Source organism: Kamptonema formosum PCC 6407 (assembly GCF_000332155.1).
Taxonomy (GTDB): domain Bacteria; phylum Cyanobacteriota; class Cyanobacteriia; order Cyanobacteriales; family Microcoleaceae; genus Kamptonema; species Kamptonema formosum.
Window position 1 is genome coordinate 832,939 of the sequence record NZ_KB235903.1, and the last position, 24,526, is coordinate 857,464.

The 24,526-nt window shown below is 42.6% G+C and carries 23 protein-coding genes, 1 pseudogene and 1 riboswitch; of the genes and pseudogenes, 11 read left to right on the top strand and 13 right to left on the bottom strand.

All coding sequences use genetic code 11. The features are described from left to right. Positions 1 to 10: 10 nt before the first annotated feature. Together OSCIL6407_RS0108700 and OSCIL6407_RS0108705 are read right to left on the bottom strand one after the other, a co-directional pair. Positions 11 to 430 (bottom strand): peptidylprolyl isomerase, encoded by a 420-nt coding sequence (locus OSCIL6407_RS0108700; RefSeq protein ID WP_007353635.1) that lies wholly within the window; start codon positions 428 to 430, stop codon positions 11 to 13. 236 nt (positions 431 to 666) lie between these two features. Then, a complete protein-coding gene (locus tag OSCIL6407_RS0108705) occupies positions 667 to 876 on the bottom strand; it encodes a hypothetical protein (protein WP_007353634.1) in 210 nt (69 codons plus the stop codon). A gap of 612 nt (positions 877 to 1,488) precedes the next feature. Here OSCIL6407_RS0108705 and OSCIL6407_RS0108710 point away from each other — a divergent pair. The 3 genes from OSCIL6407_RS0108710 (at position 1,489) to OSCIL6407_RS0108720 (ending at position 6,104) form a co-directional block, all read left to right on the top strand. Continuing rightward, positions 1,489 to 2,367: a PstS family phosphate ABC transporter substrate-binding protein gene (locus OSCIL6407_RS0108710; RefSeq protein WP_007353633.1), complete on the top strand. Its 879-nt coding sequence runs from the start codon at positions 1,489 to 1,491 to the stop codon at positions 2,365 to 2,367. Positions 2,368 to 2,443: 76 nt separating this feature from the next. Next, positions 2,444 to 4,564, top strand: coding sequence for a sensor histidine kinase (locus OSCIL6407_RS36990; RefSeq protein ID WP_019487127.1), 2,121 nt, complete (start codon positions 2,444 to 2,446; stop codon positions 4,562 to 4,564). Between the two features lie 352 nt (positions 4,565 to 4,916). Continuing rightward, positions 4,917 to 6,104, top strand: coding sequence for a DUF3747 domain-containing protein (locus OSCIL6407_RS0108720; protein WP_007353631.1), 1,188 nt, complete (start codon positions 4,917 to 4,919; stop codon positions 6,102 to 6,104). Between the two features lie 50 nt (positions 6,105 to 6,154). Here the strand turns inward: OSCIL6407_RS0108720 and OSCIL6407_RS0108725 are convergent, their stop codons facing one another. The 4 genes from OSCIL6407_RS0108725 to OSCIL6407_RS0108740 are packed head-to-tail and all read right to left on the bottom strand — an operon-like array spanning position 6,155 to position 8,998. Next, entirely contained in the window at positions 6,155 to 8,149 is a 1,995-nt protein-coding gene (locus tag OSCIL6407_RS0108725) for a pentapeptide repeat-containing protein (RefSeq protein WP_007353630.1), read from the bottom strand. Between the two features lie 4 nt (positions 8,150 to 8,153). Next, on the bottom strand, positions 8,154 to 8,306 hold the full coding sequence (locus OSCIL6407_RS38545; RefSeq protein ID WP_019487128.1) for a hypothetical protein: 153 nt from the start codon (positions 8,304 to 8,306) through the stop codon (positions 8,154 to 8,156). Continuing rightward, positions 8,299 to 8,667: a helix-turn-helix domain-containing transcriptional regulator gene (locus OSCIL6407_RS0108735; protein ID WP_007353628.1), complete on the bottom strand. Its 369-nt coding sequence runs from the start codon at positions 8,665 to 8,667 to the stop codon at positions 8,299 to 8,301. The genes OSCIL6407_RS38545 and OSCIL6407_RS0108735 overlap by 8 nt, the downstream gene beginning before the upstream one ends. Next, positions 8,660 to 8,998: a type II toxin-antitoxin system RelE/ParE family toxin gene (locus tag OSCIL6407_RS0108740; RefSeq protein ID WP_007353627.1), complete on the bottom strand. Its 339-nt coding sequence runs from the start codon at positions 8,996 to 8,998 to the stop codon at positions 8,660 to 8,662. Before OSCIL6407_RS0108740 ends, OSCIL6407_RS0108735 begins: the two co-directional genes overlap by 8 nt. A gap of 123 nt (positions 8,999 to 9,121) precedes the next feature. Between OSCIL6407_RS0108740 and typA the strand changes: the two genes are divergently transcribed. From typA to OSCIL6407_RS0108755, 3 genes are all read left to right on the top strand, one after another. Beyond that, on the top strand, positions 9,122 to 10,912 hold the full coding sequence (typA, locus tag OSCIL6407_RS0108745; protein WP_007353626.1) for a translational GTPase TypA: 1,791 nt from the start codon (positions 9,122 to 9,124) through the stop codon (positions 10,910 to 10,912). A 335-nt stretch (positions 10,913 to 11,247) separates the two neighbouring features. Then, positions 11,248 to 12,120: a ParA family protein gene (locus tag OSCIL6407_RS0108750; protein WP_007353625.1), complete on the top strand. Its 873-nt coding sequence runs from the start codon at positions 11,248 to 11,250 to the stop codon at positions 12,118 to 12,120. Then, positions 12,117 to 12,569 (top strand): hypothetical protein, encoded by a 453-nt coding sequence (locus tag OSCIL6407_RS0108755; protein WP_007353624.1) that lies wholly within the window; start codon positions 12,117 to 12,119, stop codon positions 12,567 to 12,569. Before OSCIL6407_RS0108750 ends, OSCIL6407_RS0108755 begins: the two co-directional genes overlap by 4 nt. 109 nt (positions 12,570 to 12,678) lie before the next feature. Here the strand turns inward: OSCIL6407_RS0108755 and hpsL are convergent, their stop codons facing one another. The 5 genes from hpsL to OSCIL6407_RS0108780 form a co-directional block, all read right to left on the bottom strand. Beyond that, positions 12,679 to 14,343 carry a hormogonium polysaccharide biosynthesis protein HpsL gene (gene hpsL, locus OSCIL6407_RS0108760; RefSeq protein WP_007353623.1) on the bottom strand — a complete coding sequence of 555 codons (1,665 nt, stop codon included), beginning with the start codon at positions 14,341 to 14,343 and terminating at the stop codon, positions 12,679 to 12,681. A gap of 47 nt (positions 14,344 to 14,390) precedes the next feature. Next, positions 14,391 to 16,196 carry a signal peptide peptidase SppA gene (gene sppA, locus OSCIL6407_RS0108765; RefSeq protein ID WP_007353622.1) on the bottom strand — a complete coding sequence of 602 codons (1,806 nt, stop codon included), beginning with the start codon at positions 16,194 to 16,196 and terminating at the stop codon, positions 14,391 to 14,393. Positions 16,197 to 16,240: 44 nt separating this feature from the next. Next, complete coding sequence (gene fni, locus OSCIL6407_RS0108770) at positions 16,241 to 17,290, bottom strand: type 2 isopentenyl-diphosphate Delta-isomerase (protein ID WP_007353621.1); 1,050 nt, start codon at positions 17,288 to 17,290, stop codon at positions 16,241 to 16,243. 63 nt (positions 17,291 to 17,353) lie between these two features. Then, the gene (locus OSCIL6407_RS0108775; protein WP_007353620.1) at positions 17,354 to 17,797 is read right to left on the bottom strand and encodes a PIN domain-containing protein; all 444 of its coding nucleotides are present in this window, start codon (positions 17,795 to 17,797) and stop codon (positions 17,354 to 17,356) included. After that, positions 17,790 to 18,002, bottom strand: coding sequence for a hypothetical protein (locus OSCIL6407_RS0108780; RefSeq protein WP_007353619.1), 213 nt, complete (start codon positions 18,000 to 18,002; stop codon positions 17,790 to 17,792). The genes OSCIL6407_RS0108775 and OSCIL6407_RS0108780 overlap by 8 nt, the downstream gene beginning before the upstream one ends. Before the next feature lie 309 nt (positions 18,003 to 18,311). Next, positions 18,312 to 18,461, top strand: a riboswitch (cobalamin riboswitch). 22 nt (positions 18,462 to 18,483) lie between these two features. Between OSCIL6407_RS0108780 and OSCIL6407_RS32415 the strand changes: the two genes are divergently transcribed. The 4 genes from OSCIL6407_RS32415 to cobW all read left to right on the top strand — a co-directional run bounded on the left by OSCIL6407_RS32415 (position 18,484) and on the right by cobW (position 20,601). Then, entirely contained in the window at positions 18,484 to 18,675 is a 192-nt protein-coding gene (locus OSCIL6407_RS32415) for a CbtB-domain containing protein (RefSeq protein ID WP_071592475.1), read from the top strand. Between the two features lie 49 nt (positions 18,676 to 18,724). Beyond that, positions 18,725 to 18,898, top strand: a complete 174-nt coding sequence (locus OSCIL6407_RS35290; protein ID WP_019487129.1) for a hypothetical protein — start codon at positions 18,725 to 18,727, stop codon at positions 18,896 to 18,898. Between the two features lie 157 nt (positions 18,899 to 19,055). After that, complete coding sequence (locus OSCIL6407_RS0108790; RefSeq protein WP_007353617.1) at positions 19,056 to 19,442, top strand: DUF1636 domain-containing protein; 387 nt, start codon at positions 19,056 to 19,058, stop codon at positions 19,440 to 19,442. 112 nt (positions 19,443 to 19,554) lie between these two features. Further along, complete coding sequence (gene cobW / locus OSCIL6407_RS0108795) at positions 19,555 to 20,601, top strand: cobalamin biosynthesis protein CobW (protein WP_007353616.1); 1,047 nt, start codon at positions 19,555 to 19,557, stop codon at positions 20,599 to 20,601. 229 nt (positions 20,602 to 20,830) lie between these two features. Here the strand turns inward: cobW and OSCIL6407_RS0108800 are convergent, their stop codons facing one another. After that, the gene (locus tag OSCIL6407_RS0108800) at positions 20,831 to 23,677 is read right to left on the bottom strand and encodes a sensor domain-containing protein (protein ID WP_007353615.1); all 2,847 of its coding nucleotides are present in this window, start codon (positions 23,675 to 23,677) and stop codon (positions 20,831 to 20,833) included. 56 nt (positions 23,678 to 23,733) lie between these two features. Beyond that, positions 23,734 to 24,234, bottom strand: coding sequence for a hypothetical protein (locus tag OSCIL6407_RS35295; protein WP_155523386.1), 501 nt, complete (start codon positions 24,232 to 24,234; stop codon positions 23,734 to 23,736). Here OSCIL6407_RS35295 and OSCIL6407_RS32420 point away from each other — a divergent pair. Further along, positions 24,199 to 24,372, top strand: a pseudogene (locus tag OSCIL6407_RS32420) (ATP phosphoribosyltransferase regulatory subunit); the annotation flags it as partial. The gene OSCIL6407_RS35295 and the pseudogene OSCIL6407_RS32420 overlap by 36 nt on opposite strands. Positions 24,373 to 24,526: the final 154 nt, after the last annotated feature.

The following is a 24,526-nucleotide window of genomic DNA, read 5'->3' on the forward strand; positions in this document are numbered from 1 at the left end:
CAATTAAAAATTACCGCTCAATTTTGACAGAAATAATCTTGTCGCCTTGGCGGATAGCATTGACTACATCCATATCTTCAGTTTTGCCAAAAGTCGTATGGACTCCATCTAAATGAGATTGAGGAGAGTGGCAAATAAAGAATTGACTACCGCCAGTATCGCGACCTGCATGGGCCATTGATAAAGTCCCTGCCAGGTGTTTGTTGCTGTTAATTTCGCACTTGATTTTGTAGCCAGGGCCCCCCGTTCCAGTACCTTGAGGACAACCTCCTTGAATCATAAAATTAGGGATGACTCGGTGGAACTTCAGGCCGTCATAAAAACCTTTTTCAGCCAAGTCTACAAAATTCTTCACCGTATTCGGTGCATCCTGGTCAAACATATCCAAATGGATAGTGCCTTTTTCCGTTTCCATGATAGCGCGAGTCATGATTTTTTTTGCTCCTGAGAATCAGTGTTCCGTAATCACAAGCCTGAGCGAATCTAGAGAGATTCAAAAAGGATTCGTCAAATTGCGGCTCCCAGATTCTAACATAAGTAGAGGGTACAGAGAAGAGAGCAGAGGTCAAAAAGATTTAGTTACGTTACTAGCAATTGCGTGTAATTCTGGATAGAATTATCCTCTGCGTCTCCTCTCAACTAGGGAGATAATCTTCTCCTTCCAAATTAGTTGGTCGTATAATCGGCATCAATCCAACAACGAGGCAGCGTTTCGCCCGAAGGAAAAACTAATGTTTCCTTGGCAAAACTATCTGGTTGTTGCTCCTCTTGACCAGCTTGAATTTGCCCCGGAACTTCATTCTTCATAGGGCTTAACAATGCCTCTATATCTAGGATTTCTACCAGCGTGCCGGATTCTTTTTCTTTTAAAAGCATAGATTCTCCTTAATTAAGCGAATGTGAGTGAGAAGTTAAACACAATTTCAATGTGTTATTTGTATGCGGAAATCAACATTAATAAAATGTCAAATTAAGTGTCAAATTAGATATAAAATAGGCACTTTAATCTGACAATTTATTTAAGAATTGGCATTTTTTTTGCTCACTATTTACAATCTTAAAGCTTTATAACTGTTTGCGTATCTCTCTATAGTGTTAATTTATTAGGAGTCTTGGGGCTGCTGATTCTCAAGGCAAAAGCAAGCAATTTTTGATAGGACATTTGAGCGATCGCCAGGGAAAACGCATCTATCTCAATTGGTCAGAGACTATCAGGACTTACCCATCGATCCCAAAAAATCAAAATTTAAGATAGCTTCGGGTGAGTGCTGTTAAAGATAACGAATTATAACAAATATTATTCTCAATAAGCTAGAATACGCAAAGTTGCTTGAGAAAATCGGCTCTTGTTTGATCTTCCAACGTTGAGCCTGGATAGGTAGCCAGATAGCTTTAAAATTAAATAAGTTTTACCTCTTTAGGAGGATGCTAATAAGCTAGTATTAGTAAGCAGCTAAGAGCTGTTGGCAATATAGAACAGAAAACTCAATGAAACGCTCATTATCGATCGCAACTTTGGTCTTAGCGCAGATTACAGCCGGAACTACCTTGCTGAGCTTGACTAGCTGTACGCCAGTAACGACTGCTCAAAAAAACGTAGAGCCGCAATCACGGCAAACAGTTAAAATTAGCGGTGCTGGTGCAATTTATCCAGCCTTAAAGGTAGTCGCAGAAGCCTACGAAAAAAAAGTAACAAACACGGAAATTATCTTCTTCCCTCCGAATCAAAGTGGTGGGGGAATTGCGGGAGTAAAAAACAGTTTAGTTGACATTGGTGCTCTTACCCGTCAGTTAACAACTGAGGAAAACAACGGTCAACTAACCTATCGCGAGATTGCCAAAGATGCTCTAGTTGTAGCTACTAACCAGAGTGTGAAAGGGGTGAAAAATTTACAAACAAAAGATTTGCAAAAAATTTACAGTGGTGAGATCGTAAATTGGCGAGATTTAGGCGGGCCAGATGCTAAGATTATTGTACTCGATCGCCCTGAAGACGAATCAGCCAAAAAGCTGTTACGAAAGTATTACCTGGGCAAAAGTGTGACCATAACCTCATCAGCGGTGCTACTATCCCAGGAACCAGAATTAATTAGGGCAATGCAAGACACGCCCTATTCTATAGGGTATTTTTCCCTCGCTTATGCCATTGCAAACAACCTGGTAGTCAACCGCTTAAGTCTGGATAACATAGCTGCGACAGTCGAAAATGTTAAAGCTGAAAAATACTTGATGGTAAGGACTCTCGGTATTGTCTACAAAACAACTCCCAGTCAAACTGTCCAAGGATTTCTTGATTTTGTTGCTAGCGAAGAAGGGGCTACAGAGTTGCTACAATCTGGATTTGTGCCATCTACTGCGAAGAAGTAAACAAAGTGTTATTGATTCACCTGCTTACATTGTTAGCTGGTAATGCCTGTGTAATTGTTTCTCAAGCTCATAACTAATGCAGATTCGCCACTTATTTAAGAAAAACTTGTTAATAGCTAGCGCTAGAAAAGCTCAAATATTGTGGCGGAATGCCCGCTTTAAAAGTATGTACTCAAAACTGGCTTTAAACCAGAAAATTATTGTCCCATTCCTGTTAGTAATCCTCACTCAGGCAATGGTGTTAATGATTGGCTTTGGCTACTGGTTTTCGAGCAGCCTTGAACAGCAAATGATCGCTGAAGTAGAGAGTCTTTCATCACTGGTTTTGCGAGACTTTAACCGGGAAGAACAGCACTTGCAGTTGCAAACTAGGCTAGTAGGCGATACAGCGGCGGTTCGCTCGGCAGTAAATCAGCGCGATACGGTGGCACTCCTCCAGATTTTACTACCTTTAAAAACCACTTTGCAACTGGACTTGATTAAGGTAGTAGACAAAGATGGTGGGGTACTAGCGAACTTACAGAATGAAGAATTAGCTGATGCAATACTTAAGGATCAAACAGCCTTCGATCAAGCGCTCAAAGGGGTGTATCTATCTGATTTGTTAAATCTAAAGAAACCAGACGGACATTTACAGTCTGTTTTAGTTGGATTTGCACCTGTAAAGTCTAAAGATGGTATTATCGGCGCGATTATTATTGGCACTTTAATCAGGGATGATTTACTCAAAAAGCTTACTATTGGTACGCGGGAACACTTGATGGCTTTTAATCAAGATAAAGCTGTAATTGCTTCTACTTTGCCAATAGTTCGGAGCAATTTTTCTTGGGTTTCACCGCCCCAAGAAGCTCGTCCACAACGAGTTAAGATAGGGGGTGGGGAATATTTTGCTAAAAGTGTAGTGCTTTCTGGGCTAAATAATTCTTCTCTAACTGTGGTGCTGCTCAATTCTGTTGTGCCTCTAGACGAAGCTAGACAAGCACTATGGAGGCATTTGTCAATCTTTTTCTTGCTAACTGGGTGTCTCACTACTTTTGTCGGCATTAAGATAGCGCAAACGATCGCTAGCCCTATACAAGCTATCACTAAAGTAGCTCAACAAGCAACGCGAGAAGCTAATTTTACTGTGCAAGTTCCTGTTACTACTAGCGATGAAGTAGGCTTGTTAGCAATATCATTAAATAGTTTAATTGGGCGGGTCGCAGAACATACTCAAGAAATAGAAATGGCTCGTCAGCATTTGGAAAAACGGGTAGAAGAAAGAACAAAAAAACTTTCTCAAAAGCACGATCAACTTTTGCAAACCCATCACCAACTGCGCCAAGCCTTGCAAAATCTTCGGGACACTCAAAGCCAATTAATTCAGGCAGAAAAAATGTCGAGTTTGGGTCAGATGGTGGCGGGAGTTGCCCATGAAATTAATAACCCTCTCAACTTCATTAGCGGCAATCTTAAATATGTTAATAGTTATGTTGAAGACTTAATGAAATTATATCGAGTTTATCAACAAGAATATACTCTGCCAAATAGTGCTATAGAGAATATTACTGAAGAAATTGACTTTGAATTTATAGTCCATGATTTGACCAAAATTTTGTCTTCTATGAAGATGGGTACTGAGCGCATCAGTCAGATTGTGCTGTCTTTACGCAATTTTTCCCGGCTGGATGAAGCGGAACTTAAACGGGTCAATATCCATGAGGGAATTGATAGCACTCTATTGATTATTAGCCATAAGATTAAGGAGGGAATTGAAATTATTAAAGATTATGAAACGTTGCCACCTGTGGAGTGCTATCCCGCGCAACTGAATCAAGTTTTTATGAATATACTTAGCAATGCAATTGATGCTCTCAATTCACAAGAAAATCAGGAAGTCAAGCAAATTATAATTCAGACGGAACTAGATCCGCCCCATGCAGAGCAACTGCATAGGGCGTTGGTGCGGGTACGAATTCGAGATAATGGCCCTGGGATTCCTCCCGAACTTAAAAGAAAGATATTTGACCCATTTTTTACAACGAAGCCGATAGGTCAAGGTACGGGTTTGGGGCTTTCTATTTGCTATCAAATTATTGAAAAGCATCACGGTAAAATTGAGGTAAGTTCAGAGATTGGGCAAGGGACGGAGTTTACGATCGCGCTTCCAGTTAGTCAGTCTTCAACAGGCCATATCCCAGATAGTGAGAATGTTTAAGTGCTGAGAATTCTGCACTCATCAGGTAACGGCGCTGTCTGGGCGGTTTAAGGATAGCGCTGAGGCGGCGACGCTACGAAGGATTCGGTATCCTGGGTATCTAAGCTTGTGAGCGATCGCGCACAACAGCAGTAATGGCATTATGACAGTTGAAGGGGTGGACTCTAGGAGTATGCCTCATCAAAAATCTAATATCGCCTGAGAATCAGCCCCATCTAGGGTAGACTGCGATCTATAAGGTCGCGATCGCAGCTTAAGATCCTGAGACACTTGAGGAAGTACAACAAAAACCCCTAACATTCAAAAGCCCTTCGGCTTCAATAAATATAAGTTAAACAACTCGGTAGGTGTTATGAGAATTTCGTTTAAGAAAACAATTGCAACTTTGGCCACTTCGGCACTTTTGACAATCGGCGCAGTCAGTTCTGCGATCGCATTCACTTTTGACCAAACAGAAATCGAGCAAGCTAATGTCGCTGCCATTGCTCAACCCCGCCAAGATGGTAGTTACCAATTGCTGATTATAGAACAAATACCCAACAAGCGGCAGTGCTGGAGTGAAAGTGGCAGTCGCCCCATCATCGTCAATCCATTGTTAATGAACTTTGATTTTACCAATGATTGCAGACGCGCCACTGATAGCAACGGCTTTTCTATCCGCATGGGCGGTACTGATTTAGCATTGAAATATAGCTTGAGTTTGCAGAATGTTAACGGGGATGTGATACTGGTAGGGACTCCGAGCGATCGCAACGCTCAGCCAATAGCGATCGGCAGAACTCAGGGAACTATTAATGGCTTTATGAAAGTTATTTTAGAACCTGGCTGGCGCTTCACCAAAAGATCGTATCAAGGTAAAACATTAGGACATTTTTATTTCACCAGCAATCAGCTTGCACCGGGAAGTACAGACACCGGAGGCGGTACGGTCGATCCTTCACCAACATTCAAAGATATTGCTAACGATATCTACGCTGCGGAAATTAAAGAAGCTGTTGCCCTTGGATTTGTGGCCGGTTTCTCTGAGGACAATACTTTCCGGCCTCAACTTGCTTTAACTAGAGAGCAATTAGTCTCTTTAGTATTAGAATCTTTGAAAGGAATACAAGGCGCTAATATTGTGATTCCTACTCAAGCATCTTCTCGCCCTTATAGCGATGTTGAAACTACCCGCTGGAGTGCAGCTAAAATTCAATTTGCGCGAGATAAGAACATCGTTAGCGGCTATAAAGATGGCACTTTCAAACCAACTCAACCAGTCACTCGCGCTGAATTAATGGCTGTGATGCGTCGCGCGGCAGAATTTGGTTTATCTGCGCGGGGAATGAGCCCAGTATTAACTCCTAAACAATCGCCGACTAATTTCTCTGATATTCAGAGTCACTGGGCTGCTGCTACTATTAGCCAAATGTCTTCTTATTGTAAGGTAGCTTCTCCGGTTAATGAAGTTGGGAGCCAGTTTTCTCCTGATAGTTCTGCCAAGCGGAATTATGCAGCGGCGGCTACTTTGCGGATGCTCAAATGCGTGAAAGGTCAATAATTAAGTGGATGTAATTACAGGTGGTGGTGGGCAATGCCCACCCTACATTTTTATTCATGAGTAGATCCATCTGGCATAATTGTGCCAGTGAGCTTGGCATTTTCAAAGTTAGCGCCCCCTATTTTTGCATCTGTTAAGTTAGCACCAGATAAGTCTGCACAGCTTAAGTTTGCTGCGCGGAGGTCGGCTGAAATTAGGTCAGCGCCACCCAGTTTTGCATAATTTAAAGATACTTGCCGCAAATCAGCTTCAGTTAAGTCTGCTGTAGTTAAATTAGCGCTATTTAATTTTGCATCACTCAAGTTAACTTGTCTCAAATTAGCTCTACTCAAATTAGTACTCTCTAGGTTTACTCCTTGAAGTTTTGCCCCACTCAAATTCGCATCTCTCAAATCGGAACCACTAAATCTTACTGAACTCAAATTAGCCCCTTGTAAATCTGCTCCCATCAATTTAATATTGGTTAAGTCCCTATCAGTTATATTGGCATTTTGTAGCGATCCATAAGGAACAAGTAAATAAGCACCAGCTTTCACAGGATCAAAATCAATAGGAAATAAAGTTGCTTCATTACAAATCGCTCCTTGAAGCTCAACTCCATTGAGATTTGCTCCATCAAAATTTGCTTCTAACAGGTTAGCATTGCTCAGATTTGCATTCGTCAAATCGGTATTTCTTAAATCTACTTTCCTCAAATATAGTCCGCTTAAGTTAGCTTGAACAAGGCTTGCATCGCTGAATTTTGTTCCTATACTAAGTTTGGCACCACTGAGGTTTGCACCATTCAAATCAGCCTCAGTGAAATTTGCATATTCTAGTCTAGCTCCTCTTAAACTTGCCTTCCTTAATTTGGCTTTCTCTAGTTTAGCCGATTGTAAGTTACCATTAGAAAGATTGACACCGCATAAATTAGCCTCACTAAAATTTGTGCCGCCAGGAAAACTCGCATCTCTCATATCTGCTCCTTTCAAATTTGCCCCACTAAGATTTACATATTGCCAACTTACACCAATCAAATTAGCTTTATTCAAATTAGCATTACTCAAGTTAACATTAGCTAGGTTTTTAGTTCTTAGATCAGCACCAGCTAAATTAATCCCAGCAAAATCTCTTTCTCCCTGCTTGTAACGCTTCCAAAACTCCTCAACACTAACAACAGGTTCCAGACATTCTTCAGACTCATCCTCCACATCCTCACAGCTATCCTCTAAAGCAATATCTTCAGTATCCGCCGCCAATCCTTCCAAATAATCGGCTCGATCCAAGTAATCCGAACTCGCGACAAACCGCCTCTCAATCTCATCCTCACTTAATACTTCACTGCTGTCAAATCGCTCAATTAACTGCTTGATAATGTGGGAATCATTTGTGCGAATTCCCACTTCCCTTTCTGCACTTTGATCGCCATTAGTCAGCAAATTATGACTCCCCAACATCGCAAAACTGGAATCGCATACTAAAAAGTTCTCGTGAGTTCCCAATAAATCCAGACAAAATCGATCGGGATATTCACTAGCTAATTCTTGTAAATCTGCCAAAGCATTATAGCGCCATCCCTTACCGATATTTTGCCGATCTCCCAGATAACCCCAACCAATATCGATCAAACATCCTCGGTTCAAACACTCCCTAAATTTTTGCAGTAATTCATCATTAATGCTATTACAATTAAGCCAAGGGCAGACAATAATTACCCGTTCTTGTGCTATTGATAAAGCCTCCATCAACACAGCACGACTATTGAGGCGATCGCATACTAACTGATACTGAAAATCAAACTCTTCAGCCTGACTATCAACCTCTATCGGCGGCTCGGGAATAATTGCTTGCTCCCCATTCTCTAAATTAAATCTTTGTTGAAGTATCGCAACTTCAGCCATCAAACTTTCTAACTGTCGCGCTTCATAACGTTCATTAAATAGTTGCTCGTGAGCTTCTAACCGCTGCTTAAGTTTGGCTATATATCTTTTCAGGATAACCTGGTTTTCTTCAAGCTGCAATACTCTCGCATTTAAGGATGATAAATCTAATTCTTCCTGTGACATACTGCTACCCTAAAATTAACAAAAAGTCAATATTCATAATATGGCTAAGGACTTGATTGTGGTGTGGGGTGGGTTTTTTAGCCTTTGCTGTACTGTTTAAACCTGTTGGCGAACCCGCCCCTACAACTTTTTGACAATTGTGGAAGATATCAAACATTGCCAACCTCTGCCAAGTCAGCAACTGGCTCAATATTTTCCCCTTCCACTTGTTCCGCTTCAGCCACCGAAACTGTTAACTTTAATCCCAAAGTATTTAGCCAATTTGCTAACGCATAAATCGTTTCACTGCCTTTGCCAGACAACAAATTATCTAATTTTTCCAAATGCAATTTAGCATCTTCAGCCGACATATTTTGTTCCCCCAGAGCCTCAAATACATCTCTCATTGCATTTCGCATAATTCCCAGTTCCAAATCTCCTTCTTCCTCTTCAAAAATGACAGTAAGGTAAGCAGCAGCAAATACAAAATCTTTCAGAGATTGAATCTTATAAGGATGGTAAGGCAAACTTTTAGGCATTTTCTCTACTCCTGTATTCTATCCAAAATTCCTTAGCCGTTTGAATATCTTGCTCTTGAGTGCTTTTATCTCCACCACATAGCAGAAGCACTATAGTTGCTCCTACTTGTCCAAAATAGACCCGATAGCCAGGGCCAAAATCAATTCTAAATTCCCAGACTCCCTCTCCCAGGGAGCGATAGTCTCCAAGGTTGCCACTGCTAACCCGCTCAAGCCTTTTAACAATCTTAGCTTTGCCTTTAAAGTCGCGGAGGGAGTCTAACCACTCCGAGAAAGGAATCCTGCCATCTGGGGTGGCATAACGCTGAATTTCCCTCGGTGTTACTTCCATAATCTTGATTGTAGCCGCTGAGCACTCCAAAATAATACAGCCGCCCTACACACCCCTTGACCACATAAGCTATAATTGTTAAGAAATCTTTAGTTAACGCTCTGAACGTCCCAGACGCAATTTATGAGTCTTCCCATTCGCAACATAGCTATCATCGCCCACGTAGATCACGGCAAAACTACCCTTGTAGACGCTCTACTCCGACAATCCGGCATCTTCCGTGAAGGGGAAGAAATTCCAGATTGCGTCATGGACTCCAATGACATTGAGCGGGAACGCGGTATCACCATCCTTTCCAAAAATACAGCCGTTACCTACAAAGAAACTCTAATTAATATCGTCGATACCCCCGGACACGCTGACTTCGGTGGCGAAGTTGAGCGAGTGCTCGGTATGGTAGACGGTTGTTTATTGATTGTCGATGCCAATGAAGGGCCAATGCCACAAACTCGGTTTGTACTCAAAAAAGCCTTAGAAAAAGGACTGCGACCGATTGTTTTTGTCAACAAAATTGACCGCGAACGAGCTGACCCCCACAAAGCAGTTGATAAAGTTTTAGATTTATTTCTTGAACTCGGTGCTGATGACGATCAGTGTGAATTTCCCTACTTATTCGGTTCGGGTTTAGCGGGTTATTCCAAAAAACACCTCGAAGATGAAGGTGTGGACATGAAACCTCTATTTGAAGAAATCTTAGACCATGTTCCGCCACCAGTTGGCGATCCAGAAAAGCCGCTACAATTGCAAGTTACGACTTTGGATTATTCCGAATATGTGGGACGAATTGTGATCGGCCGCATTCATAATGGTACGATTAAAATGGGTCAGCAAGCTGCTTTAATCACAGAAAGTGGCGCAATTATCAAATCCAAGATTACAAAATTAATGGGATTTGATGGTTTAAAGCGGATTGATATCCCAGAATCTTCTGCTGGTAATATTGTCGCAGTGGCAGGTTTTGCTGAGGCGAATATTGGCGAGACGATAACTTGTCCCAACGATCCGCAAGCTTTACCGTTGATTAAGGTTGACGAACCGACTTTGCAGATGACGTTTTCGGTGAATGATTCGCCGTTTGCTGGTCAAGAAGGGAAGTTGGTGACATCTCGACAAGTACGCGATCGCTTAATGCGAGAATTAGAAACTAACGTGGCCTTGCGCGTAGAAGAAACCGACTCTCCTGATAAGTTTTTAGTATCGGGACGCGGGGAATTACACCTGGGTATTTTAATTGAAAATATGCGCCGGGAAGGTTACGAGTTCCAAGTTTCTCAACCACAAGTTATCTATCGTGAAGTTGCTGGCAAAATCTGCGAACCTTTTGAGTGTTTAGTCTTAGACGTACCCGAAGAAGCTGTGGGTGGTTGTATCGAACGTCTCGGCCAACGCAAGGGAGAAATGCAGGATATGCACGTTGGTGGAAATGGCCGCACTCAAATAGAATTTTCAATTCCCGCACGCGGTTTGATTGGGTTCCGAGGCGAGTTTATGCGTTTGACTCGCGGCGCTGGAATTATGAATCATAGTTTCCTAGATTATCGCCCGCTTGGTGGTGAAATTGCAGCTCGTCGCAATGGAGTTTTGATTTCTTTTGAAGAGGGAATCGCTACCTATTATTCATTGCAAAATGCTGAAGATCGCGGTGTCTTTTTCATCACTCCCGGAACCAAGGTTTATCGGGGGATGATTATTGGTGAAAATAATCGCGGTGAAGATTTGGAACTCAATATTTGCAAGTCGAAGCAGTTAACTAATCACCGGGCCTCTGGCGGTGAGGAATTAGTACAATTGCAAGCACCTGTAGATATGAGTTTGGAACGTGCTTTGGAGTATATTGGGCCCGATGAATTGGTGGAGGTAACGCCTCAGTCAATTCGCTTGCGGAAGGTGAGTAAGAAGTTGGTGAAGCGTTAAAATTTAAGGGTGGGTAATTCCCACCCTTTGTTTTCTGGGTAAAAAAGTGCGGCGGAAGTTATAAAGTTTATAGATACTATAACTGAGCTTGTAATCGCTCTCCAGCATCAGATATTATAAGAAGAGCTGTGAATCGCTCGAAAATTTTTAATTATAGCTATGTGCGATGCGTGAAAAGATAAATATACTATCTAACTATAGCATGATAACAACACTAAAACCTAACTCAATTCAGTAAATAGGTAAATATTAAAGACTAGGCGCGATCGCGAACTCTCCTAATCCCAATAATATGTTTTAATAAATACTTACAGAAAACTTAAACCAGAGCATCCATGAGCCCTAAAACAATAGCAGTAATCAATTTCAAAGGTGGTGTAGGAAAAACCACAGTCAGTTGGTGTCTAGGGAAAGTGCTTTCCGAAGAAACAAACTGGCAAACTTTAATGTTTGACCTCGACCCACAAATGTCATTAACTGAAGCCATCGGACTAAATGAAAATACAGGTCATTTAGATGACAAATTTGGCAAGTGGTACGAAAGATCTATTAAATATCGCCAAACCATTTATGATGCTATTGAAGTTTTTAGAAAAGCCGGAAGTAATTTTAAATTTCCTGTTGGTTTTGACAGTATATATGAAATTGATGAGCAGTTGCATTTTATCCCGTCAGTTGAAGAATTGTACTGGTTAGAACTTGAGGGATTTCAAGCAAAAAATGTTAAAGATTTTATCCGTAGTTTTGTGGGCAAAATCACAAATTCTTCCCATTTACCAAATTATGACTTTATCCTTTTTGACTGTTCTCCTTCCTTTAACCTACTTTCCTACAGCGTACTCTCCTGCTGCGACTTGGTATTAATTCCTGTAAATCCTGATTATTTTGGTTCCAGAGGATTGAGCTTACTTCTCAACTCTCTCAAAAGAAGAATAGAACCTTTTCCTTTTCCCAAAATAGCTGTATTTATGAATAAAGCCAAAACCTACGGAGGTCTGCTGACAAATGAAGTACAATTTTACATGAGAGAGGATAAGAGGATTTGCGCTGAAGCAGCCGCAGAGAATAACATACCAATTAAGTTTTTGGAATCTACTATTCGAGAAACTGTGGGAATTAAACGGGCAATAAATGAAGGAGAATTACCCGCAGACATAGTAACAGACTTTGACGAATTGTGGCGCGAATGTGCGGAGTATCTGAAATGAAAAAAGAAGAAATGTTTCAGAATGATGACGAAGAGATTGTAGAGCTAACTGACGAAATTACTGAACTTAAAGCAATAATGCGAGAAGTTTCTAGAAAATTGACTCGGATTGAAACTAAGGTGAAGCGTGGATTAAATTCTGCCCCAAAAAACTCGGAATCAAAAGTATCTCAACTCACTTCAACTGCTAACGAATCTCAGAATTTATCTCCTGAACAGGTACTAGAGGTTTATGAAGAACTCCGTTTAAAAGCTAAAGCTGGAAATGAGGAAGAAGTCAAGCAGAAATTGTCGGATATGAACTTAACCGATCTCAATCTTCTCTGCTGGGAATTAGGCGCATCTGTGAGAGGAAAAACTCCCTCGCGGAAAAAAATGCTTGATGCTATTCTTGGCAGAATCAAACAGAGTTTGATGCTTTCACGGCATATCGATCGCAAGATGCTATAGCTAGGGATTAGGGGCTAGGGGCTAGGGGAAGAAGGGAATAGAATGAATGGTTTTAGGAATTCAGAACGTCCTAACCCCCAAGACGGTTGCGATATAAAGTTTTCAACACTTAAATTGGAGAGCTTTCTATAATTTTTTTCTCTTTAAGCTGTTGGCCTCTTGATAAATTTTTTAGCACGAGTTTTTGAGGGTTTTCAGCTTCTAGTTGCTGCTCAATTTTGGGTAACTTAAATACCACTCCTGCCAACATCCAGTAATAAACCGTTACTGGATCGACATCTAAAGGATAGTATTGAGGATTGACGCTAATAAAGCCAATAAATACCCAAAAACTAGCCCCGTAAATTCGCAAACTTCGGTCACGCACAGAGCGGTAAGCTTTGAAAGTTAGGAAAGTTAAGTGCAAAAACATCATTTGAAATGCAATTGCACCAGGATAGCCAAGTTCGTATATCAGCTTGGGTTGGTAGGTTTCAATTAACTGTGTAGCACCTAAAAAACGGGTGGAATTGGTAGCTTTGCCCAACCCGATACCTAATAAATGTCCGTCAATAAAATTATGGCTTTGTTGAAATTGATTAAATAGAAATTGTTGAGGCGGTGCAGCATTCCAACGACTGACAAAACTCTCCCACCTTTGTTCAACTATTTGTGGGTTAGTGGCAGCACCTATACAGAGGAGAATGGTTAAACCTACGCCAATGGGAATAAACCGTTTAAAGTTAACCAATTCACCTGTAAGAATTAGTAGAATCACAATAGCAACCGGAACAACAATTAAGGCAGCTCTTTGACCAGAAATAACAGCATTTATAAACACTAATGCCATACCTCCTAAACCCATCATCCGCCACCACAAGGAAGGATCGCTAAAGGCAGAAGCGAAAGTTAAAAAGGCATTAGCAATTAAAAACCATGCCCACTGCCAAGGTGCTACAAACGTCCCAGGTAGGCGGATCATATTTACCTCTGGACTAAATACAAGCGATCCTCCTACAAAACACTTGGCAGTTAAAGTTGCTTTAAATAACAGCTCTCCCGTCAGTCCTCTAGTGCCTGGACATTTCCCACTTGTTAACATAAAATATTGAATTAAACCGAGAGTACAACAAGCGATTGCCAGCAGCAAGTGCATCCGGGTAAAAAATAACAAATCCTGTTTATTACGAATTAAATAATACATACAAGGAATTAGTGCCGAGTATCCGAGCAGCACTTTCAATCCTAGAATTCCTTGTAAAATAGGTTTGTCACGTCCAGGGTTAAGCTGCAATCCTCCATTAGCAAAAATTAGAGTCAAGAAAGCAAAAACCAACACGATACTAAAAGTGGGAATCAAATTTTTAGGAATTATGAAAGGTAGCCTTTTCTTTTTGCAATTTTGAATCAGCGCAATTAGAGCTGGGATGTAGAAAGCATCTTTAGCTATTTGGAAAATTGCATTGCCACCACCTATCCAATAAGTAACTGTACCACTGAAAGGTAAGTAGATGAAAAAAGCCCAAAGAGCTTGACGAGGATATTTATAGGAAAGCATTAAAATTGCCGCACCGCCACCCCCGGCAATAGCTATTTTAACCTTACCTAGTAATAAGAAAATCATCCCAATTAATGCACCAATAGATCCAAAAGTAGCGAACGCTTTCATGGCTTCTTGCTTTTGGCGTGCTGCTTTGCGCTTTTGTACAGCTAGTGCCTTCTTGGTGAGTTTTGGGGTGTTAGTAATGCTTCGCTTCTGTTTCGATTTCTTGGATTTGCGCTTGCTTTTCAACATTACTCAATCAGTTTAACCTTTAACTGTTCACCGTTAACAGCTAACGGTTAATCAATTCGCAAATTAAAAGGCAAACGAGTATAAATGCCATGAGGGTCATTCATAGATTTTAAAATCATCATTTCATGTTGAAATTTATTAAACTCTGCCGTCAGTGGATCGAGCCTTACATCTGGTTTAGAAACGCGAACTCCTGACAATCTTTCCAAAATTCGTTCCTCTAAACTGCGGCGTTTAGGGTACTCTTCTAAGTGCCAGTTATCTCCTAATTTGGCTTGCTTTGCTGCTGCTTGAATCGCGTTTTCTATACCTCCTATTTCATCCACTAAACCCAATTGCTTCGCCGCCGAACCCGACCAAACTCGCCCTTGAGCAATTTCTTGTACCTTGGCCAACGGTAGCTTGCGGGACTGTGCTACTTTCTGGGTAAATCGGTCATAAATTCGATCGACTACTCTCTGTATATTTGCTAATTCTTGAGGAGTTTTGGGACGGGAAATAGTTTCTGAATCTGCATAGCGACCAGTCTTTACAGTATCCCAAGAAATGCCATTATTATTAGCTAGCCTTTGGGCATTCATCAGCAAACCAAAAACGCCAATAGAACCTGTAATTGTATTGGGTTCGGCAAAAATTCGGTTGGCATTCATCGAGATCCAATAGCCGCCGGAAGCTGCTAAGTTACCCATTGAAACTATTACTGGTTTCTTCTTGCGGGTGAGCACTACTTCTCGGCCAATTACTTCAGAGGCGGTGGCGCTACCACCGGGACTGTTGACGCGCAGGACTACTGCTTTAACGTTTTCATTTTCTCGCAATTCTCGCAGTTCTTTAGCAATGCGATCGCCTCCTACTTGAGTTGGGCTACCTTCGCCGTCAACGATGTCACCTTCAGCATAGATCACTGCAATTTGTTTCTTATCGTCAGCACGAGCATTTTGGGTTTTATTTTCACCAATTTTGGTGTAATTTTTCAGGGTGATTTGCTTGAAAGATTTATTCTCTCGATCTATTCCTGTGAGTTTCTTGAGCTCTGCAACTATTTCATCAAAGTAAGCGACTTTATCAATCAGCTTGCTGTTGAGAGCTTCATCTGCCATTAAGGTGCCGCGATTGTCTGCGATCGCTTGTAATTGACTTGTTTTTAATTTCCGGTTCTGTGTAACTGTATTCAGAAATTCGCTCCAAATATCTCCCAACCACTGTTCTGTTTGTTGCCGATTTTCTGGGCTCATTTTTTTGAGCAAAAATGGTTCTACGGCTGACTTATATTTGCCCACACGGGTAACTTGTACGCCAATGCCAAATTTTTCCAGCGCACCTGATAAGAACATCTGTTCGCTGCTAAAACCGTTGATTTCTACACCCCCAAGAGGGTTAACAGCAATCGTGTTCGCAACTGAACCGAGATAATATTCCCGTTCTGTCCAGTCCATATCATAGGCAAAAATGGGTTTTTTTGACTTTTGGAAATTCTGGAGAGCCAAGCGTATTTCCTTGAGATTTGCCCAGCCCGTACTACCGCTATCGGCACTACCTTGAAGATATAGTCCGACAATTTTGGGGTCTTTTTTAGCTGTTTCTAAAGCATCTAAAACGCTTCGGAGAGTCATCGTGTCTGAGCGGTCTTCAGAGAGCGCTTCTCCGATTGTAGTGTTAGGTTTGGAGTCAGTAATGTTTAGTGAAAGGTCTAAAACAATTACAGATTTGTCTTTAACTTGTGGCCCTGATTCTTTGGAGGCAGCAGCAACTATCAAAATCACCAGTCCCCCAAATCCTAGAGTGAAAATAAGGCCAAGTCCTAGCAGGTTTCCCAGTAAGCTAGCAAAGGTATATTTTAGAAAATCTTTCATTGTTATTGGTTAGTGGTGATTGGTTAGTGGTTAACAGTTAATAGTTAACAGTTAATAGTTGACAAAACTCCAGAATTTTTTAGATCGTGGAGGTTAGAACTACCTGTACAGAATAGAACTGTGGCGATCTCTGCGATTAAAATTTCAACTAGCTCGTTAACGGCTGCTTCTGATTCGGCTGCTGCTTGTAGAAGAGGCCATGCTAGTCCAGCTATGTCGGCTCCCAGCGCGATCGCTTTTGCTACATCTAACCCATTTCGCAATCCTCCAGAGGCAATTAGCGGGACTTTTGGCGCTGCGGTGCGGACGTTAACAATGCACTCGGCGGTTGGTACTCCCCAGTCCGCAAATGTGCTGCCTAGCCTGCGCTGTTTAGCATTTTTTGCCCGTTCTCCTTCTATTTTTGCCCAAGAAGTGCCACCAGCTCCAGCAACGTCAATCGCACTTACACCAGCTTCGAGTAATTTCATTGCCATCACTCCAGAAATGCCATTGCCGACTTCTTTAGCAATCACTGGTACTGGCAATTTATAGCACAATTTAGATATTTTATCAAGCAATCCTTTAAAGTTAGTATCACCTTCAGTTTGAATGCACTCTTGCAAGGGATTGAGATGCAGAATCAAAGCATCTGCTTCTAAAATATCGATCGCTTGTTGGCATTGTTCTAGACCGTAGTTATAGTTTAGCTGCACGGCTCCGATATTAGCAAATAAAAGAATATCAGGAGCTCTCTGCCGCACGGTAAAAGTATCAGCTAATTCCGGCTTTTCTAAAGCTACGCGCTGAGAACCAACACCCATTGCAATTTTATAATGTTGGGCAACATCTGCTAAGCGATAATTAATTGTCTGGGCTAATTCAGTGCCCCCAGTCATAGAAGAAATTAGTAGCGGTGCAGCCATTTTTTTGCCGAGGAATTTTGTACTTAAATCAATCTCGCTCAGACTTAATTCTGGCAAGCAACAGTGAGCAAAACGGTAGCGTTCGAGTCCATTAGTAGTTTGATGAAACTGTACATCTTCTTCGAGGCAAATACGGATGTGTTCTGCTTTGCGAGTTTGGGTTTGTGCTGAGGGCGTTAATGGTATCACGTTTGTTAGTTTTGAATTGGGCAGGTATCAATGATGGTAATATATAAATAAATTTTGTAGGATTTAAGCGATCTCATTCCAGATTTTAGCTGGGACAAAGCGAGTTAAGTGTCTAACATTTGTAGTAGCGATAACGGTATTTTCACCTTGATTGCTAATAGTGAAAGCCTGTGCTGCTAAAATTACATCTGCATCCAGAGCTTGATTGTTTGCTGTTGGTTGACCTTGTTTTCTTGCATCAGCCCAGAATTCAGCAGCTTTCAACATTACTTCTCTGGTAATAGGAGTATAGCCAAGTCGATCGATCAGATTGTCGAGGCGTTGAAGTCCCTTCTCTTTATTAAGCCGAAGCAATTCGCGACGAACTTCATAGTCAGCAACTTCTGACACTTTTACTGAAATTCCCGCTCGCAGTAAATTTTCCAGCCAAAATTTGATTTCGGGATTGTTCCGAGGGTGGCTAATCATTCCTAGCGGCCCAGCATCTAACAAAACTATTTTACTCATTAAAAAGTCTCTCTGCTGAAACTATATCTCGCTCTTTGTCAAGTGCTGCTTTTAGTGCTGGCCAGGTTTCTTCATCATATCCTGATTCGTCCGTCATCCATTCATCCAGCATATCAATAGTCTTCTGTACTTGTTCTGGAGTTAGAGGTTCTAGTGACGATATAGCTTTGGGTTGAATCTGTTGTTCTATCTGCTGTGAAGTCATGCTGTTTAACTCTAGGTTGTTTAGGTACGGAGACTATTGTAACTCTTTTTCACTCCGCTAGTGCGATCGCACTTCTTACTATAGCCTATTGATATCCATGAATACACTTTAAATCGAGCGCAAATTTCATCAGGCATGAGCTGGGATTACTAATTAGTATTTTAGTATTTTAAGCTAATTTATATTAATATTTCGAGAGCAATTAGCATCCTCACAGCCACTTGCGATCGCACCAGCCTTCACTACTCCTCAAACCCCAAGTATTTTTACTCAGCCTCCAATCTCTTCCTCAAAGACAGCAAGTGTGATACAATGCTAAAACTCAGTCGGTTCTAGCGGGGAGCACCCGCTAGAGGTAACGGGGAAAGTTCGGTGCAAATCCAACGCTGTCCCGCAACTGTAAAGGAGAAATCACCCAAATCTCCAAGCCAGAATGCCCACCACTGTTTTAATTATTCTAAATTCATCAGCGAGGTACATGATGACTACGCAATCACTTCTTTTAGTTCAGAAACAGACAGCAAACTTTGCTTTATCAAAAGCACTACAAGCGACACTCTATATCTCGCTTTGTGCTTTAAAACTCTGGACAATTTACTTCGCCAGTCATCCAGCAGTTCACAACAAAGTACATTCTCTACGTCATCATACTTTGATGGTTAGTTGCCATTAAAGCTGTCAGAAATAGCCATCAGCTTTAATAGTAGCAAACCAAAACTAAAATGTCAAAATTCAAGTTAATGCCGCTCAGCATCATTTTTGTGATGAGCATTACTGTCTATGGTTGGGTAGGGTTTTTACAAGTAACAAAACCAACAGTCCGACTGAGCGTAGAGCCGCCTCTAAGTCAAATTGTATCATTTGAGCAGAAGCTACCGCGCCTCAGTCACCAGTGAAATTGACACTGCAAGCAGTAGATAAAGCAGGTAAACCTTCTGACTTTATCCGTTCCTGAAAATTGGTTGAAATATCGTAACTTTTGTTGGCAAATTGTTGGACTTATCACCCCAATTTCAGGGTGGAATTAGATTAAATTCTCAGGATGATTCATTGATGAAAACTCAACATACTCTATTTGTTTGTACCGCCTGCGCTAGCATTTGGAAAGATGGAAAACGAGAAGGTAAAAGCGGCGGCGAACACCTATTAGAACAAGTCTCGCACTTAGCAAAAAATTGGGAATTGCGAGATGATTTCCAGATTCAAGAAGTCAACTGCATGAGTGCTTGTAATCGTTCTTGTGCCGTTTCTTTTGCCGCTTCTGGGAAATATACTTATCTCTTCGGTGACTTACCCGCCAACGAAGGTGAAAGTGCCGCCGCAGTGCTAGAATGTGCTAGCCAATACTATGCAAAACCTGATGGTTTATTGCCTTGGTCGGAGCGACCAGAACCGCTAAAAAAAGGCATCGTTGCCCGGATTCCACCGCTACCAAATTAATCCGTAATGCCTCCCCCTGGGTGGTAATTGAACTGCCCAGAGAGCGACGTTACGGAAGCATTACGTATGCAGTCCCAAACAATCACAAATAGTAAAAATTACTGGACTTTCCATGAGCGCAAAAATTCCCGTTACTGTAATCACAGGCTTTCTCGGCAGCGGCAAAACTACCACAATTCGTAATTTGTTGCAAAACAATCAAGGGCGGAGAATTGCTGTGATTGTTAATGAATTTGGCGAAATAGGAATTGATGGAGAACTCCTGCGTTCCTGCCAAGTTTGCGATGAAGAAGATGCACCAAATGCCAATGCTAATACAAACATTGTCGAACTTACAAACGGTTGCCTGTGTTGCACAGTTCAAGAAGAATTTCTGCCCACAATGCAGCAATTATTGCAACGGCGAGAGCAGATTGATTGTATCTTAATCGAAACCTCTGGTTTAGCACTTCCTAAACCTTTAATTCAAGCTTTTCGATGGCCAGAAATTCGCACTGGGGCGACAGTAGATGGGGTGGTTGCAGTTGTAGACTGCGAAGCTATAGCAAATGGTACTCTTGTCGGAGATCTCGACGCATTAGAAGCTCAGCGTCACGCTGACCCCAATTTAGACCATGAAACACCGATAGAAGAACTTTTTGAAGACCAGTTAGCCTGTGCTGATTTGGTGCTATTAACTAAAGTAGATTGTGTTGACTCTCAAACCCAAATTAAAGTCGAAGATTGGTTAAAACAACAGGTGCAGAAAAGTGTTAAAATAGTACATTGTCAAGGCGGTCAAATTAATCCCAATGTCCTGTTAGGATTTAATGCGGCTGTTGAGGATAACTTAGATGCTCGTCCTAGTCACCATGATACAGAAGAAGAACACGATCATGATGATGAAATTAATTCAGTATACTTAATTGCAGAACAGGAATTTGAGCCTCAAAGCTTGGTGGAAAAACTGCAAGAATTAGTGCAAGAACAAGAAATTTACCGCATTAAAGGTTTTGTTGCCGTTCCCAAAAAGTCGATGCGTTTAGTGTTGCAAGGAGTAGGTTCCCGTATAGAATATTTCTATGACCGTCCTTGGCAAACTTCAGAACGGCGGGAGACAAAGTTGGTGTTTATTGGTCGCGAAATCGAGCAGTCTAAAATTCACTCATCTTTGTTATAGCAACCGCCAAGGCGGTTTAAGAGGGGCTAGGGGCTAGGGGCTAGGGACTAGGGAAGACGGAAGAAGGGTTTAGAATCAGGGTTTTAAATTCAGAATGTCCTAACTGCCTTGGCAACTGCTATAACTGTTAACTGTTAAGTATGGGCGGGGCGGGTTGATAAGATTTGTCGATATCGATCGAGGATCAAAGGCGAACCCGCTCCTACGGAACTTAATATTATACAATTAATTAATTAATATTATAATCTTGAGCAGCTAACATTGCCGTTGCAGCAATACTTGTCAATGGCTTAGAGAAAAAGTATCCTTGACCGTATTCGCAATTATATAATTTTAACTGGGCTAATTGTTCGGCAGTTTCCACACCTTCAGCGATCGCATCCATCCCCAAATTGTGAGCCAGCATCACAATCGTCTGCACGATCTCCCCAAGACCACTACTGCGAGCTCGCCCAGTCTTCCCCATCCTGCTGACAAAAGAGCGATCGATCTTCAAAGTATTAATCGGAAAATGATGTAAGCGGCTCAAAGACGAATAACCAGTACCAAAATCATCAATGCACAACTGAATATTCAAATCCCTCAACCGCTTGAGGATTGTCCTAGCATTGCCCGCCCCCTCCGTAATCACACTTTCCGTAATCTCCAACTTCAAACTACTTCCCTCCAACCCAGTCTCCTGCAAAATTTGCTTAAATTTATCAATCAAATCAGGCTGCGAAAACTGTTGACCAGACAAATTCACACTAATCGCTATTGGCGGATTGGACTGAAACTGTAACTGCCAAGCCCGCATTTGGCGCGTGGCTTCCCACAAAACCCAACTGCCCAAAGGAATAATTAAACCCGTTTCTTCCGCAAGCGGTATAAACGACGAAGGCGAAACCAGCCCGCGATGGGGGTGTTGCCAGCGCACCAGTGCTTCAAAACCACTAATCCTACCGTTTGCCAAACACACTATCGGCTGGTAATAAACTTGAAACTCTTGGGCAGAAATTGCCCGCCGCAAATCAGTTTCTAACTGCAACCGCGCCACAGCACCAGCGTACATAGCCTGATCGAACACAGCAGAACGAGCCTTACCCCTTGCTTTAGCCTGGTACATAGCAATATCAGCATCTCGCAGCAAATCCTCTGCGGAATGGCGAATTGGGAATTGAGAATGGCGAATTGGGGAGAAATTACATACATCCTCACAATGTTGCTCGGTTTTACATTGTAAGGACTGCGTTCCTCCGCCCGTCCAGAGTTGTAGAGTTTGCGCCCCCCCCTTGACATCTCCCAAATCCCAATTGAGTACAATACCAATGCTAGTGGTGGTAAAGATTTCTAGTCCGTTGAGGTTAAAAGGCAAACTCAATTGTTTGTGAATGCGATCGGCTATTTCCGTCGCGCCGCTGACATCTTGGATACCCTCAACTAAGATTGTAAACTCGTCTCCTCCCAGCCGCGCAATGGTGAAAGATACTCCAGCGATCGCACTAGAAGCACTAGAAGCACTAGAAGCATCAATTGCTACTACTTGCTCGTCATTTTCTAGCTGTTGACTTTCCCACACCACACCCTGTAAACGCTGAGCAAAAGCTATTAGCAGTTGGTCGCCCACCATGTGACCGAGACTATCATTGATTACCTTGAAGCGATCGAGATCCAAAAACAGCACTGCAAACCGATAGTCTGACTGTTTCTTAGCTAGTTTGATCGCCAGACTGACGCGCTCCATAAACATCAAGCGATTGGGCAAACCAGTCAAAGCATCATGAAAAGCATTGTGCAGCAATTCGTCTTCTACCCGCTTGCGTTCGGTGATGTCTTCGACAATGCCTTCGTAATATAGTAGTTCGCCGTTTTTCCCCCTGACAGCGCGGGCACTTTCGGAAACCCAAATCGGTTGACCGTCAGAGCGGTAAACTTGAGACTCAAACTTAGAAACTCGGTCGTACAATTGCATCTGACCCGTAAACTCAGCACGTCGATTTGGGTCAACGTAAAGTTGAGCGTTGGCGGTGAGTTTGTCGATCAATTCCGCAGCGTCATTGTAGCCATAGATCCGTGCTAAAGCAGGATTAGCGCTGATGTAGCGCCCGTTAGGGAGAGTTTGGAAAATGCCTTCAACCGCATTTTCAAAGATGCTACGATATTTCTCTTCAGCTTGGCGTAGAGCTTCTTCTGTTCGCTTGTACTTAGTTACATCTCGCGCTACTAAGAGTACCGAATCATTTAATATTGGCGAAACTGTGACGGCAAACCACATATCCGCATTATCAATCGGCAAGCTGTACTCGAATTGGACTGTTTGCTGAATTTCTAGGGCATGGTGAATGTAAGCCAGAAATGTGTCCGCCGTTTCCCGATCTAAGACTTCGTGTAGAGTTTGACCGAGAAGTTCCGAAGCTGGTTGGTAAAGTAGAGAAGGATTCGTGGAGGCAATTTTCAGACAACGGCCTAAGCGATCGCGCACAGTAATAATATCAGTCATCGCCGCAAACAACGCTTTGAGTTCGGCTTCCGAAGCACGCAACTGTTCTTCAGCCATTTTGCGCTCAGTGATGTCAATCCCAACAGTAAATGCGGCTCTGTCTCGGTCGTATTTTTGAGCAACAATTAAATAAATACGAGTAATACCATTAGCTTCTAACCTGACTTCAGAAACAGCTTCGCGATCGCTCCTAGTAAAAAACTGGCGCACTAACTCCGTAAACTCATTATTGCCATTGAGAAAGCCAATTTCCTTACCCTGAAAATCCTCTGGAGATAATTTGCACGCCGTCGCTAAATGCCGGTTCACGCCTAGATAGTGCAAATCTGAGCTAATCCAAGAAACCATTCCCGGTACCGCTTCCAAAATCGCTTGCAGTTGTTCGTTCGCCAACAGCAGAGCTACTGTTGCCCGTTCCACTGCTTCTCGCGATCGCGCCGGAGCTTGTACCAGCACAAACACCAAAATCCCCGCCAGTACAGCCAAAGAACCCCCCCCCAGTCTCAGCCATCGAGAGCTAGGAGATTGCCTCGGCCACCCACCTGTAGGAATTGCTGCCAACTGCCAAGAACCATTCGGTAACGATACCTCTAACACAACTGGATTTTGCTCGAAAACCGACCCATCCCCGTAAAATACCGCTCCTTTCGCCCCTAACCCGTCCTGGCCTCGGAGAGCGTACTGTAGGGGAGATGGGGAGGATGGGGAGGATGGGGAAGATGGGGAGGATGGGGAGGATGGGGAGGATGGGGAAGATTTATCTCCCCCTGCTCCCCCACTCCCCTGCTCCCCTGCCTGCTCCCCTGCTCCCCTGCTCCCCTGCTCCCCTGCTCCCCTGCTCCCCTGCTCCCCCTGCTCCCCCTGCTCCCCTGCTCCCCTGCTCCCACACTCCCCAATCCCTGTAGCGCGATCGGCATGACTAAAGTCGCTCTTACTTGAAACTGAGCGAGTAAATCAACATCAGACTGCGGTAAATCTGCCCGATCGATATCCTCAACTGCTTGGATTTGACCGTCAGCAAACATAGACGTAGCAAAGCTAGCATCAAGAACCTTAACATCTAGCATCGGCTGCCAATCCGAACATACCGATTCTACAGCCACCGCTCTAGTACCATCCAACGTCCACAAGCAGGACGAATGCGCCAATTTCACCAGCTTGGGGTAGAAGTATTAGGAACGGCAGATCCCAGGGCCGATGTAGAGGTAATTGCCATCGCTACTGACATCCTGAAAACTCTCGGATTGACAAATTTAGGCCTGGATCTTAACTCGGTAGGAAATAAGGAAGAATATTATTCTATTTCTAGTAACACTTTCAACACCCCAGGGCTTTGTGCTTTTTCAAAGGCGACAAGTCCTTCATCTAAGGGATAGCGACTGTGAATGAGATGTTTAACATCAACTTGATTTTGGGCTAACAACTGTAAGGCGGGTTTAAATGGGC

Bases quoted from the DNA above. Each gene is read 5' to 3' on its own strand.
- OSCIL6407_RS0108700 (WP_007353635.1), bottom strand. From the start codon at position 430: ATGACTCGCGCTATCATGGAAACGGAAAAAGGCACTATCCATTTGGAT.
- OSCIL6407_RS0108705 (WP_007353634.1), bottom strand. From the start codon at position 876: ATGCTTTTAAAAGAAAAAGAATCCGGCACGCTGGTAGAAATCCTAGAT.
- OSCIL6407_RS0108710 (WP_007353633.1), top strand. From the start codon at position 1,489: ATGAAACGCTCATTATCGATCGCAACTTTGGTCTTAGCGCAGATTACA.
- OSCIL6407_RS36990 (WP_019487127.1), top strand. From the start codon at position 2,444: ATGCAGATTCGCCACTTATTTAAGAAAAACTTGTTAATAGCTAGCGCT.
- OSCIL6407_RS0108720 (WP_007353631.1), top strand. From the start codon at position 4,917: ATGAGAATTTCGTTTAAGAAAACAATTGCAACTTTGGCCACTTCGGCA.
- OSCIL6407_RS0108725 (WP_007353630.1), bottom strand. From the start codon at position 8,149: ATGTCACAGGAAGAATTAGATTTATCATCCTTAAATGCGAGAGTATTG.
- OSCIL6407_RS38545 (WP_019487128.1), bottom strand. From the start codon at position 8,306: ATGTTTGATATCTTCCACAATTGTCAAAAAGTTGTAGGGGCGGGTTCG.
- OSCIL6407_RS0108735 (WP_007353628.1), bottom strand. From the start codon at position 8,667: ATGCCTAAAAGTTTGCCTTACCATCCTTATAAGATTCAATCTCTGAAA.
- OSCIL6407_RS0108740 (WP_007353627.1), bottom strand. From the start codon at position 8,998: ATGGAAGTAACACCGAGGGAAATTCAGCGTTATGCCACCCCAGATGGC.
- typA (WP_007353626.1), top strand. From the start codon at position 9,122: ATGAGTCTTCCCATTCGCAACATAGCTATCATCGCCCACGTAGATCAC.
- OSCIL6407_RS0108750 (WP_007353625.1), top strand. From the start codon at position 11,248: ATGAGCCCTAAAACAATAGCAGTAATCAATTTCAAAGGTGGTGTAGGA.
- OSCIL6407_RS0108755 (WP_007353624.1), top strand. From the start codon at position 12,117: ATGAAAAAAGAAGAAATGTTTCAGAATGATGACGAAGAGATTGTAGAG.
- hpsL (WP_007353623.1), bottom strand. From the start codon at position 14,343: ATGTTGAAAAGCAAGCGCAAATCCAAGAAATCGAAACAGAAGCGAAGC.
- sppA (WP_007353622.1), bottom strand. From the start codon at position 16,196: ATGAAAGATTTTCTAAAATATACCTTTGCTAGCTTACTGGGAAACCTG.
- OSCIL6407_RS0108775 (WP_007353620.1), bottom strand. From the start codon at position 17,797: ATGAGTAAAATAGTTTTGTTAGATGCTGGGCCGCTAGGAATGATTAGC.
- OSCIL6407_RS0108780 (WP_007353619.1), bottom strand. From the start codon at position 18,002: ATGACTTCACAGCAGATAGAACAACAGATTCAACCCAAAGCTATATCG.
- OSCIL6407_RS32415 (WP_071592475.1), top strand. From the start codon at position 18,484: ATGACTACGCAATCACTTCTTTTAGTTCAGAAACAGACAGCAAACTTT.
- OSCIL6407_RS35290 (WP_019487129.1), top strand. From the start codon at position 18,725: ATGTCAAAATTCAAGTTAATGCCGCTCAGCATCATTTTTGTGATGAGC.
- OSCIL6407_RS0108790 (WP_007353617.1), top strand. From the start codon at position 19,056: ATGAAAACTCAACATACTCTATTTGTTTGTACCGCCTGCGCTAGCATT.
- cobW (WP_007353616.1), top strand. From the start codon at position 19,555: ATGAGCGCAAAAATTCCCGTTACTGTAATCACAGGCTTTCTCGGCAGC.